General features: G+C 62.5%; 7 protein-coding genes. 4 read left to right on the top strand and 3 right to left on the bottom strand.

Features of this window, described 5'->3' with window-relative positions:
* Positions 1 to 10: 10 nt before the first annotated feature.
* The 3 genes from PPGU16_RS09895 to PPGU16_RS09885 form a co-directional block, all read right to left on the bottom strand.
* Complete coding sequence (locus PPGU16_RS09895) at positions 11 to 1,231, bottom strand: EmrA/EmrK family multidrug efflux transporter periplasmic adaptor subunit (protein WP_180719835.1); 1,221 nt, start codon at positions 1,229 to 1,231, stop codon at positions 11 to 13.
* Positions 1,232 to 1,329: 98 nt separating this feature from the next.
* Positions 1,330 to 2,838 (bottom strand): efflux transporter outer membrane subunit, encoded by a 1,509-nt coding sequence (locus PPGU16_RS09890; protein ID WP_180719834.1) that lies wholly within the window; start codon positions 2,836 to 2,838, stop codon positions 1,330 to 1,332.
* Positions 2,839 to 2,895: 57 nt separating this feature from the next.
* Positions 2,896 to 3,411 (bottom strand): MarR family winged helix-turn-helix transcriptional regulator, encoded by a 516-nt coding sequence (locus tag PPGU16_RS09885; RefSeq protein WP_180719833.1) that lies wholly within the window; start codon positions 3,409 to 3,411, stop codon positions 2,896 to 2,898.
* 300 nt (positions 3,412 to 3,711) lie between these two features.
* Between PPGU16_RS09885 and typA the strand changes: the two genes are divergently transcribed.
* From typA to lpdA, 4 genes are all read left to right on the top strand, one after another.
* A complete protein-coding gene (gene typA / locus PPGU16_RS09880) occupies positions 3,712 to 5,538 on the top strand; it encodes a translational GTPase TypA (RefSeq protein ID WP_180719832.1) in 1,827 nt (608 codons plus the stop codon).
* Positions 5,539 to 5,891: 353 nt separating this feature from the next.
* On the top strand, positions 5,892 to 8,747 hold the full coding sequence (locus PPGU16_RS09875) for a 2-oxoglutarate dehydrogenase E1 component (RefSeq protein WP_180719831.1): 2,856 nt from the start codon (positions 5,892 to 5,894) through the stop codon (positions 8,745 to 8,747).
* Between the two features lie 142 nt (positions 8,748 to 8,889).
* Positions 8,890 to 10,164, top strand: coding sequence for a 2-oxoglutarate dehydrogenase complex dihydrolipoyllysine-residue succinyltransferase (gene odhB, locus PPGU16_RS09870; RefSeq protein WP_007587415.1), 1,275 nt, complete (start codon positions 8,890 to 8,892; stop codon positions 10,162 to 10,164).
* Between the two features lie 143 nt (positions 10,165 to 10,307).
* On the top strand, positions 10,308 to 11,738 hold the full coding sequence (gene lpdA, locus PPGU16_RS09865; protein WP_180719830.1) for a dihydrolipoyl dehydrogenase: 1,431 nt from the start codon (positions 10,308 to 10,310) through the stop codon (positions 11,736 to 11,738).
* Positions 11,739 to 11,809: the final 71 nt, after the last annotated feature.

Here is an 11,809-nt window from a genome sequence, read left to right as displayed (position 1 = left end):
TGCGTGCCGCTTACATCAGCTTGGCCGCGGCCTTCGAGCCGCTCGTCGACTTCTGCGGCTGACCTGCATTCGGGCCGGCATTTTCAGTGATGATGCGGGCGATTTCCGCGTCGGCCTGATCGCCGTACTTGTCGAACACGTTGGTCTGATACACGGTGTTCACCGCGTTGCCGAGCTCGCCGCCCGTGTCGTCCTTGATGCTCACCTCGACCTGCATCGACAGGCCGATACGCAGCGGATGCTTTTCCAGTTGCTGCGGATCGAGGGCGATACGCACGGGCAGACGCTGCACGACCTTGATCCAGTTACCCGTCGCGTTCTGCGCGGGCAGCAGCGAGAACGCCGAGCCCGTACCCGCCGAGAAACCGACCACCTTGCCCTGATACTTCACCGAGGAGCCATACACGTCCGCCGTCAGTTCGACAGGCTGACCGATGCGCATGTGCTTGAGCTGCACTTCCTTGAAGTTCGCGTCGACCCACACGGCGTTCAGCGGCACGATCGCCATCAGCGGATTGCCCGGCGCGACACGCTGGCCGACCTGCACCGAGCGCTTCGCGACATAACCGGTGACGGGCGCGGGCAGCGTGTTGCGCGCGAAGTTCAGATACGCGTCGCGGACCTTCGCGGCCGCGGCCTGCACGTTCGGGTGGCTCGCGATCGTCGTGTTCGCCGTCAGCGCGCGGTTGGACGCGAGCTGCTGCTGCGACGCGTCGAGCGCGGCTTGCGCGCTCTTGACGGCGTCGCGCGCGTGCGAGATTTCTTCCTGCGACACGGCGCCCGTCTGGGCAACCTGCATGCGGCGCTTCAAATCGTCCTGTGCGCGCGACAGGTCCGCCTGGCGCACGGCGACTTGCGCCTGGTACTGGCTGTCGTCGGCGTAGAGGCCGCGCACCTGGCGCACGACCTGGCCGAGATTCGCTTCCGCCGATTGCAGCGCGATGCGTGAATCGGCGGGATCGAGCATGACGATCGGATCGCCGACCTTGACGGTCTGCGTATCGTCCGCGTTCACAGCGACGACCGTGCCCGTCACTTGCGGCGTGATTTGCACGACGTTGCCGTTCACGTACGCGTCGTCGGTCTCTTCGTGGAAGCGCGCAACGAGGAAGTAGTAGAGGCCGTACGCAATCGCGGCAATCAGGATCACGATGACGAGCAGCGTCATCATGCGCTTGCGTTTGCCGTTGCTGGCCGGCTGCGCGTTCGCGGGTTGTTGGGGCGTGCTCATGGATATGCTCCGGATTCTGTCAGTCTGTATCGTTTATTCGGATCGCAATCGGGTGTGCGTGTGCTTGTGCTTGTGCTTTTGCCCGGGCTGTTGCGCGCTCAGTTGGCCGCATGGGCCGTCGAGGTCGACGACGCGGGCGCGTCAGTCGGCACGATGAGGCCCGTCTGCGTCGCGTCGAAACCGCCGCCCAGCGCCTTGATCAGCGCGATCTGCAGATCGCGGCGGCGCATCTTCAGGTTCGTCACCGTCTGTTCGGCGGAGAGGCGGTTCTGGTCGGCCGTCAGCACCTGCAACTGCGGCGAGAGCCCCGCCTTGTAGCGGATCACGGCGAGTTCGTACGCTTTCGTCGACGCGTCGAGCGCGCGCTGCGCGTCGCCTTGCTGGTGGTCGAGCGAACGGATCGATGAAATCTGCGTGGCCACGTCCGAGAGCGCGTTGATGAGCGTCTGGTTGTAGTTCGCGATGTCGAGATCGAAGTCGGCAAAGCGGCCTTTCAGTTGCGAGCGCAGCGCGCCGGCATCGAAGATGGGCAAGTGAATTGCCGGGCCGAACTGGATCTGGCGGCTCGACGACGTCAGGAATTTGCCCCAGCCGAATGCATCGAAACCAAAGCCGGCCGCGAGGTTCACGTCCGGGAAAAACTCGGCCTTGGCTTCCTTGACGTCGTGCATCGCGGCTTCGACCTGCCAGCGGGCGGCGACGATGTCCGGGCGGCGCGAGATCAGATCGGCAGGCACGTTGTCGGGCAGCGTGACGACGCCGCCCGGATTGAACGTCGGCTTGGCGATCTGCAGGCCGCGGTCCGGGCCTTTGCCGAGCAGCGCGCCGAGTTCGTACCGCGTGGTCGTGATCTGGCCGTCGAGTTCGGTGAGGTTCGACTGGCTCGTCGCAATGTTGCCGTTGGCCGTCTGACGCTCGACGTTCGTGTCGAGGCCGGCTTTCACGCGGTCGTTTGCGATGACGCCGATGGTCTGGCGGTTCTTGATCTCGCGTTCGGCGATATCGCGCAGCGCATACAGCTGCGCGAGCGAGTTGTACGTGCGCGCGACCGACGAGGCGAGCGTCACACGCGCCTGCTGCATGTCCGCTTCGGCAGCTTTTTCCTGCGACACGGCCTGGCCGAGCCGCTGACGGTTCTTACCCCACAGGTCGAGATCCCAGGAAGCGCTGGCGAGCACGTTGTTTTCGCTGTACCAGGTGCCACCGTAAGGCGGCGGGAATAGTGCATTGGCGGAATACAGCTCGCGGGTCCACGAGTAGCTGCCTTCGACCTTCGGATAAAGCGCCGACTTCGACGATTCGATATAGGACGAAGCCTTCGCGATGCGCGCCTGCGCCTGCGCGATCGACGGATTGCCTTCGAGCGCTTCCGCGATCAGCTTCGGCAATTGCGGGTCGCCGAACTGGTTGGCCCAGTCGAGCGCCGGCCACTGGCCGCCTTCGGCTGGCAGGCTTTGCGAGGCTTCGAACTGCGAGGTCGACGCAATCTGCTTGTCGTCCTTAAGATCGAAGTAGTTCGCGCAGCCGGCGAGGGCGAACGCCGCCACGGCCGCGGCGACGGCCGCGCGGCCCGATGAAGCGGGCGCGGGCCTGGAAAGGAATTTCATCGCTCGACTCTTTGCGTGTAATGGCATTTTTCTATAATGGACGATGCAACTAATTTCTTACGATTTGTTATCGGTATTACTTGCCGAGTCACGGGTTTCGCTGGCCGCTTCACAGCTGTTCGCGAGCACGCGTCTCAGCAGACTCTTGAGGAATCCCGTTTCCTCAGGCGAAAAGCCGGACAGCAGCTTATCGGTCACGCTGGTGAAGACGGCCGGCATGCGCGCGGCGATCGCGTGACCTTCGGCCGTCAGTGCAAGGCGCACCGCGCGCCGGTCTTCCGCGCTGCGCACCCGCGTCAGCAAGCCGCGTTTTTCGAGGCGATCGATCAGGCGCGTCACCGCGCTGGCGTCGATGCCGTATTCCCGCGCGAGTTCGGCGGCGAGCAGGCATTTGCCGCTGGCGACCATGAACAGCACGCTGGCCTGCTGGCTGGTGATGCCGAGTTCGGCCATCGTGCGTTGCGTCACGAGGTTAGACATCGTCGACTTCACGCGGGAAATCAGATAGCCGACGCTTTCGCCCAGCTGGTATTCGCTGACTTCGGGCGATGGCGTGTGGGACGGTTCGGTCATGATTCTCGTGCGAATGCAATGGTTGACTATGCAGGATTGTAGAGACGAATAATTGACACGGCAAGCGTTATTACAGCTTAGGCAAGGATCTTTCTCGCGTGGAAGGAGAGTGCGAGGCGGCTGGGAAGGACGTGTTGCGTGTCGCTTTATCGAGACGGCGGGGGGCGCTATCAGGGAATACCAGAAAAGAGTCACCCGTACGTGCTACAATTATTGGTTCCCAAAAGTGCGCTTTGGGCTTGGCGAAGGTGGCTGGGCAGGTGGCGCACTCCATTCGTATCCCAGCGTCTCCAGGTTCCTATGTCCCGCGCTCTCCGCAATATCGCCATCATCGCTCACGTCGACCACGGCAAGACCACGCTCGTCGACCAGCTGCTCCGTCAATCCGGCACCTTCCGCGAAAACCAGCAGATCGCTGAACGCGTGATGGATTCGAACGACATCGAAAAAGAGCGTGGCATCACCATTCTCGCCAAGAACTGCGCAGTCGAATACGAAGGCACGCACATCAACATCGTCGACACCCCGGGCCACGCCGACTTCGGCGGCGAAGTGGAGCGCGTGCTGTCGATGGTCGATTCCGTGCTGCTGCTCGTCGACGCCGTCGAAGGTCCGATGCCGCAAACCCGCTTCGTGACCAAGAAGGCGCTCGCGCTGGGTCTGAAGCCGATCGTCGTGATCAACAAGATCGACCGTCCGGGCGCGCGTATCGACTGGGTGATCAACCAGACGTTCGACCTGTTCGACAAGCTCGGTGCATCCGAAGACCAGCTCGACTTCCCGATCGTCTACGCGTCGGGCCTGAATGGCTACGCCGGTCTCGATCCGAGCATCCGCGAAGGCACGATGCGCCCGCTGTTCGAAGCGATTCTCGAGCACGTGCCGGTTCGCCCGGCCGATCCGGACGGTCCGCTGCAGCTGCAGATCACGTCGCTGGATTACTCGACGTACGTTGGCCGTATCGGCGTGGGCCGCATCACGCGTGGCCGTATCAAGCCGGGTCAGCAGGTCGTGATCCGCTTCGGCCCGGAAGGCGAGATCCTGAACCGCAAGATCAACCAGGTGCTGTCGTTCGAAGGCCTCGAGCGCGTGCAGGTCGCCGAAGCCGAAGCCGGCGACATCGTGCTGATCAACGGTATCGAAGAAGTCGGCATCGGTGCGACCATCTGCGCGCCGGAAGCGCCCGAAGCGCTGCCGATGATCACCGTCGACGAACCCACGCTGACGATGAACTTCCTCGTGAATTCGTCGCCGCTCGCAGGCAAGGAAGGCAAGTTCGTCACGAGCCGCCAGATCCGCGACCGTCTGATGAAGGAACTGAACCACAACGTCGCGCTGCGCGTGAAAGACACCGGCGACGAAACCGTGTTCGAAGTGTCGGGCCGCGGCGAACTGCACCTGACCATCCTGATCGAAAACATGCGCCGCGAAGGCTACGAGATGGCCGTGTCGCGTCCGCGCGTCGTGCTGCATGAAATCGACGGCGTGAAGCACGAGCCGTACGAACTGCTGACGGTCGACCTCGAAGACTCGCACCAGGGCGGCGTGATGGAAGAGCTGGGCCGCCGCAAGGGCGAAATGCTCGACATGGCGTCGGACGGCCGTGGCCGTACGCGTCTCGAGTACCGCATTCCGGCGCGTGGCCTGATCGGCTTCCAGGGCGAATTCCTGACGCTCACGCGCGGCACGGGCCTGATGAGCCACGTGTTCGACGAATACGCGCCCGTCAAGGACGGTTCGCTCGGCGAGCGCCGCAACGGCGTGCTGATCTCGCAGGACGACGGCGCGGCCGTTGCCTACGCGCTGTGGAAGCTGCAGGATCGCGGCCGCATGTTCGTGAAGCCGGGCGACGCGCTGTACGAAGGCATGATCATCGGCATTCACAGCCGCGACAACGACCTCGTCGTGAACCCGATCAAGGGCAAGCAGCTGACCAACGTGCGTGCGTCGGGCACCGACGAAGCCGTGCGCCTCGTGCCGGCAATCCAGATGTCGCTCGAATACGCGGTCGAATTCATCGATGAAGACGAACTCGTCGAAGTGACGCCGCAAAGCATCCGTCTGCGCAAGCGCCATCTGAAGGAGCACGAGCGCCGCCGCGCAAGCCGCGAAGCAGCCGTCGACTGATCGCGCGAAGTCTCGCGAAAGTCTCAGTAAAAAGCCGCCCTCGGGCGGCTTTTTACATTGGCGTTGCGCGTTTCGCTGCAGCGCTTCCGATAAGCGCCTAAAGTATTCTTCTGCAGTGCCGCAAACACTGTTACGCAAGCATAAAACTTGCCGCAAAGCCCCGTACCACGGGCTTTCCAGTTGGGACCTGTCCTATGTCAACTATGGGTTATGTGATATGCTCCCGCGAGTGCAAGTTTTAGGTCCTTCCAAGCAAGACTTGATTCGCGCAATCCGCTAAACGGTCAGGCCGTGTCGCGGAAGGTTCAGTAACCCGCTATTTCTCGAGAAGCTCGAAGAAAGGTGAGCGTAAAATGATGAAGCAATTCCAGTCGAACTCGTATCTGTTCGGCGGCAATGCTCCGTACGTAGAAGAGTTGTACGAAGCATATCTCGACAATCCCGCGTCAGTGCCCGAGACCTGGCGCAACTATTTCGACGCTCTGCAGAACGTTCCTGCATCGGATGGCACCAGTGCCAACGACGTGGCTCATGGCCCGATCGTCGAATCATTTGCTCAGCGCGCAAAGGCGAATGCCTTCCTGCCGCGCACGGGTGGTGAGGATCTCACCACCGCGCGCAAGCAGGTCTATGTGCAGTCCCTCATCGGCGCCTATCGCTTCCTCGGCTCGCAGTGGGCCAACCTCGATCCGCTGAAGCGCCGCGAACGTCCGAACATTCCCGAGCTTGAACCTGCGTTCTACGACTTCACCGAAGCCGACATGGACCAGACGTTCAACACGAACAACCTGTACTTCGGTTTCGAGCAGGCTTCGCTGCGGGACATCGTCAAGGCGTTGCGCGACACGTACTGCGGCACGATCGGCGCCGAGTACATGTACCTGAGCGATCCAGAACAGAAGCGCTGGTGGAAGGAACGTCTCGAATCGATCCGCTCCACGCCGAATTTCACGGCTGACAAGAAGAAGCACATCCTGAACCGTCTGACGGCAGCCGAAGGCCTCGAGCGCTTCCTGCACACCAAGTACGTCGGTCAGAAGCGCTTCTCGCTGGAAGGCGGCGAAAGCTTCATCGCATCGATGGACGAAGTCGTGCACCACGCAGGCAAGAGCGGCGTGCAGGAAATCGTCATCGGCATGGCCCACCGCGGCCGTCTGAACGTGCTGGTCAACACGCTGGGCAAGATGCCTGCCGACCTGTTCGCCGAATTCGAAGGCAAGCACGTCGACGACCTGCCCGCCGGCGATGTGAAGTACCACAAGGGCTTCTCGTCGGATGTCGCAACGGAAGGCGGCCCGGTTCACCTGTCGCTCGCGTTCAACCCGTCGCACCTCGAAATCGTCAACCCGGTGGTCGAAGGTTCGGCGAAGGCCCGTATGGACCGTCGCGGCGACGAGAACGGCCTGCAAGTGCTGCCCGTGCAGATCCACGGCGACGCGGCCTTCGCAGGCCAGGGCGTCGTGATGGAGACGCTGAACCTCGCGCAAACGCGCGGTTACGGCACGCACGGCACGCTGCACATCGTCATCAACAACCAGATCGGCTTCACCACGTCCGACCCGCGCGACGCACGCTCGACGCTGTATTGCTCGGACGTCGTCAAGATGATCGAAGCGCCCGTGCTGCACGTGAACGGCGACGATCCCGAAGCCGTCGTGCTGGCTACGCAACTGGCCATCGACTTCCGGATGCAGTTCCACAAGGATGTCGTGATCGACATCATCTGCTTCCGCAAGCTGGGTCACAACGAGCAGGACACGCCCGCCGTCACGCAGCCGCTGATGTACAAGACGATCGCCAAGCACCCCGGCACGCGCGCGCTGTACGCGGAAAAGCTGGTGCAGCAAGGCGTCATCACCGCCGATCAAGGCGATGAATTCATCAAGGCATTCCGCAAGGCGATGGACGAAGGTCACCACACGGTCGACCCGGTCCTGTCGAACTACAAGAGCAAGTACGCAGTCGACTGGGTTCCGTTCCTGAACCGCAAGTGGACGGACGCAGCCGACACAGCCGTGCCGCTCGCCGAACTCAAGCGTCTGGCCGAACGCATCACGACGATCCCCGAAGGCTTCAAGGTTCACCCGCTCGTCGAGCGCGTGATCAACGACCGCCGTGCAATGGGCCGTGGCGAAGCGCAACTCGACTGGGGCATGGGCGAGCATCTGGCATTCGCGTCGCTGGTCGCATCGGGCTATGCCGTGCGCCTGACCGGTCAGGACTCGGGCCGTGGCACGTTCACGCACCGCCATGCCGTGCTACACGACCAGAACCGCGAACGCTGGAACGACGGCACGTACGTGCCGCTGCAGAACATCGCCGAAGGTCAGGCGAAGTTCACGGTGATCGACTCGGTGCTGTCCGAAGAAGCCGTGCTCGGCTTCGAATACGGCTACTCGACGGCTGAGCCGAACACGTTCGTCGCGTGGGAAGCGCAGTTCGGCGACTTCGTCAACGGTGCGCAGGTCGTGATCGACCAGTTCATCTCGTCGGGCGAAGTGAAGTGGGGCCGCGTGTCGGGCCTGACGATGCTGCTGCCGCATGGCTATGAAGGCCAGGGTCCGGAGCACTCGTCGGCGCGTATCGAACGCTTCCTGCAACTGTGTGCAGATCACAACATGCAGGTCGTTCAACCGACCACGCCCGCACAGGTTTTCCACCTGCTGCGCCGCCAGATGATCCGCCTGTTCCGCAAGCCGCTCGTCGTCTTCACGCCGAAGTCGCTGCTGCGTCACAAGGAAGCTGTATCGGATCTGTCGGAACTCGCGAAGGGCTCGTTCCAGCCGGTTCTCGGCGAAACGGACGACGCGATCGACGCCAAGAAGGTCAAGCGCGTGCTGGTCTGCTCGGGCCGCGTGTACTACGACCTCGTCGCGCATCGCCGCGAAGCGAAGGCGCAAGACGTCGCGATCGTGCGTATCGAACAGCTCTATCCGTTCGCGCACAAGCAGTTCGAATCCGAACTGAAGAAGTACGACAACGCAACCGAAGTGGTGTGGGTGCAGGACGAGCCGCAGAATCAGGGCCCGTGGTTCTACATCGAACATCACCTGCGCGAAGGCATGAAGGAAGGACAGAAGCTGGCATACAGCGGCCGTCCGGCTTCGGCTTCGCCCGCTGTCGGCTACTACGCGAAGCACTACGAGCAGCAGAAGGCGCTGATCGAAGGCGCGTTTGGCCGTCTGAAAGGCGCGTCCATCGTTAAATAACCACAGAGAGCGAACCGGGAAAGCGCTGAGCGCTTTCCCGCCCCGCGTCTGAACATCCCATGTAAGCGCGTCTCTACGCGCAAATATCGGACGCGGCTCGCACAAGGTTCGTTGTCATCCGATACGTATTCAGAGAAATCAAATGGCTATTGTTGAAGTCAAGGTCCCCCAGCTGTCCGAGTCGGTCTCGGAAGCCACGATGCTGCAGTGGAAGAAGAAGCCGGGCGAAGCGGTCGCCCAGGACGAAATCCTGATCGAAATCGAAACCGACAAGGTCGTGCTCGAAGTGCCGGCTCCGTCGGCAGGCGTGCTCGCGCAGGTCATCAAGAACGACGGCGATATCGTGGTCGCCGACGAAGTGATCGCGAAGATCGACACGGAAGGCAAGGCGGGCGAAGCGGCTGTCGAAGCCGAAGTCAAGCCGGCTCCGCAAGCTGAGCCCGCGGCAGCGGCTGCTCCCGCGCAAGCTGCGGCTGTGGCAGGCGCAAGCACCACGGCATCGCCGGCTGCAACGAAGATTCTGGCCGAGAAGGGCGTTGCTGCAGGCGACGTCGCCGGCACGGGCCGAGATGGCCGCATCACGAAGCAGGATGCCGTCGCCGCAGGCGCGCCGGCTGCCAAGGCTGCGCCGGCACCGGCAGCAGCACCCGCACGCGCTGCCAAGCCGGCCCTGCCGCAAGTGGGCGCGCCGGCATCGGCCGACCAGTGGCTGAAGGATCGTCCGGAACAACGCGTGCCGATGTCGCGTCTGCGTGCGCGTATCGCCGAGCGTCTGCTCGAGTCGCAGCAAACCAACGCCATCCTCACGACGTTCAACGAAGTGAACATGGCGCCCGTGATGGACCTGCGCAACAAGTACAAGGACAAGTTCGAGAAGGAACATGGCGTGAAGCTCGGCTTCATGTCGTTCTTCGTGAAGGCGGCTGTGCATGCGCTGAAGAAGTTCCCGCTGGTGAACGCGTCGATCGACGGTAACGACATCGTCTATCACGGCTACTTCGACATCGGTATCGCTGTCGGCTCGCCGCGTGGTCTGGTGGTGCCGATCCTGCGCAACGCGGACCAGATGAGCCTCGCGGACATCGAGAAGAAGATCGCCGAATTCGGCCAGAAGGCGAAGGACGGCAAACTGTCGATCGAAGAAATGACGGGCGGTACGTTCTCGATCTCGAACGGCGGTGTGTTCGGCTCGATGCTGTCGACCCCCATCATCAACCCGCCGCAATCGGCGATCCTCGGCGTGCACGCGACGAAGGAACGCGCAGTTGTCGAAAACGGCCAGATCGTGATCCGCCCGATGAACTATCTGGCGCTGTCGTACGACCACCGTATCATCGACGGCCGCGAAGCCGTGCTGTCGCTGGTCGCGATGAAGGACGCGCTGGAAGATCCGGCCCGTCTGCTGCTCGACCTGTAATGCAGGATGCGCGGCGGCTGCGCGGCTTGAAACCGCGCGCCGCCGTCGCCATATCTGCATCGAGTGTCTCTCGCATTTCCGCAGTATCTGAAGCCACGCGCGCCGCGAAGCGCGGCCGCGTCGGTTAGCCAAAAAGGATAGTCATGTCCAAAGAATTTGACGTCGTCGTGATCGGTGCCGGTCCCGGCGGCTACATCGCGGCCATTCGCGCTGCGCAGCTCGGCAAAACGGTTGCCTGTATCGAAAAGTGGAAGAACCCGGCCGGCGCGCTGAAGCTGGGCGGCACGTGCCTGAACGTCGGCTGCATTCCGTCGAAGGCGCTGCTCGCGTCGTCGGAAGAGTTCGAAAACGCGTCGCATCACCTCGCGGACCACGGCATCAGCGTGGAGAACGTGAAGGTCGATATCGCGAAGATGCTGGCCCGCAAGGAAGGCATCGTCGAAAAGATGACGAAGGGCATCGAGTTCCTGTTCCGCAAGAACAAGATCACGTGGCTCAAGGGCCATGGCAAGTTCACGGGCAAGACGGACGCCGGCGTGCAGATCGAAGTGTCGGGCGAAGGCGAAACGGAAGTGGTCACGGCGAAGAACGTGATCATCGCGACGGGCTCGAAGGCGCGTCACCTGCCGAACGTTCCCGTCGACAACAAGATCGTCGCGGATAACGAAGGCGCGCTGTCGTTCACCGAAGTGCCGAAGAAGCTCGCCGTGATCGGCGCGGGTGTGATCGGCCTCGAACTGGGCTCGGTGTGGCGCCGTCTGGGCGCCGAAGTGACCGTGCTGGAAGCGCTGCCCGAGTTCCTCGGCGCCGCCGACCAGGCGCTCGCGAAGGAAGCCGCGAAGCAGTTCAAGAAGCAGGGTCTCGACATTCACGTCGGCGTGAAGGTCGGCGAAGTGAAGGCCAGCGACAACAGCGTGTCGATCTCGTACACGGACAAGGACGGCAACGCGAAGACGCTCGACGCGGACCGCCTGATCGTGTCGATCGGCCGCGTGCCGAACACCGACAACCTCGGCCTCGAAGCGATCGGCCTGAAGGCGAACGAACGCGGCTTCATCGACGTCGACGATCACTGCGCGACGTCGGTCTCGAACGTGTACGCAATCGGCGACGTGGTGCGCGGCCCGATGCTCGCGCACAAGGCGGAAGACGAAGGCGTGCTGGTTGCCGAAATCATCGACGGTCAGAAGCCGCACATCGACTACAACTGCGTGCCGTGGGTCATCTACACGGAACCGGAAATCGCATGGGTCGGCAAGACGGAACAGCAGCTCAAGGCTGAAGGCCGCGAAGTCAAGACGGGCCAGTTCCCGTTCATGGCGAACGGCCGCGCGCTCGGCATCAACAAGGCGGATGGTTTCGTCAAGATGATCGCCGACGCGAAGACGGACGAACTGCTCGGCGTGCACATCATCTCGGCGAATGCGTCGGATCTGATCGCCGAAGCGGTTGTCGCGATGGAGTTCAAGGCTGCGTCGGAAGACATCGGCCGTATCTGCCATCCGCACCCGTCGCTGTCCGAAGTGATGCGTGAAGCGGCGCTCGCCGTCGACAAGCGCGCGCTGAACATGTAAGACGCATCTGCCCGGTTCTGAACTATGCGAAACACGGGCTGAGAGCGAAACACGACGAAGGCGGGTGGGTT

Origin of the sequence: Paraburkholderia largidicola, assembly GCF_013426895.1 — a bacterium.
GTDB lineage: Bacteria > Pseudomonadota > Gammaproteobacteria > Burkholderiales > Burkholderiaceae > Paraburkholderia > Paraburkholderia largidicola.
This window is presented reverse-complemented; position numbering and strand designations above follow the sequence as displayed.

Bases quoted from the DNA above. Each gene is read 5' to 3' on its own strand.
- typA (WP_180719832.1), top strand. From the start codon at position 3,712: ATGTCCCGCGCTCTCCGCAATATCGCCATCATCGCTCACGTCGACCAC.
- lpdA (WP_180719830.1), top strand. From the start codon at position 10,308: ATGTCCAAAGAATTTGACGTCGTCGTGATCGGTGCCGGTCCCGGCGGC.
- PPGU16_RS09875 (WP_180719831.1), top strand. From the start codon at position 5,892: ATGATGAAGCAATTCCAGTCGAACTCGTATCTGTTCGGCGGCAATGCT.
- PPGU16_RS09885 (WP_180719833.1), bottom strand. From the start codon at position 3,411: ATGACCGAACCGTCCCACACGCCATCGCCCGAAGTCAGCGAATACCAG.
- PPGU16_RS09895 (WP_180719835.1), bottom strand. From the start codon at position 1,231: ATGAGCACGCCCCAACAACCCGCGAACGCGCAGCCGGCCAGCAACGGC.
- PPGU16_RS09890 (WP_180719834.1), bottom strand. From the start codon at position 2,838: ATGAAATTCCTTTCCAGGCCCGCGCCCGCTTCATCGGGCCGCGCGGCC.
- odhB (WP_007587415.1), top strand. From the start codon at position 8,890: ATGGCTATTGTTGAAGTCAAGGTCCCCCAGCTGTCCGAGTCGGTCTCG.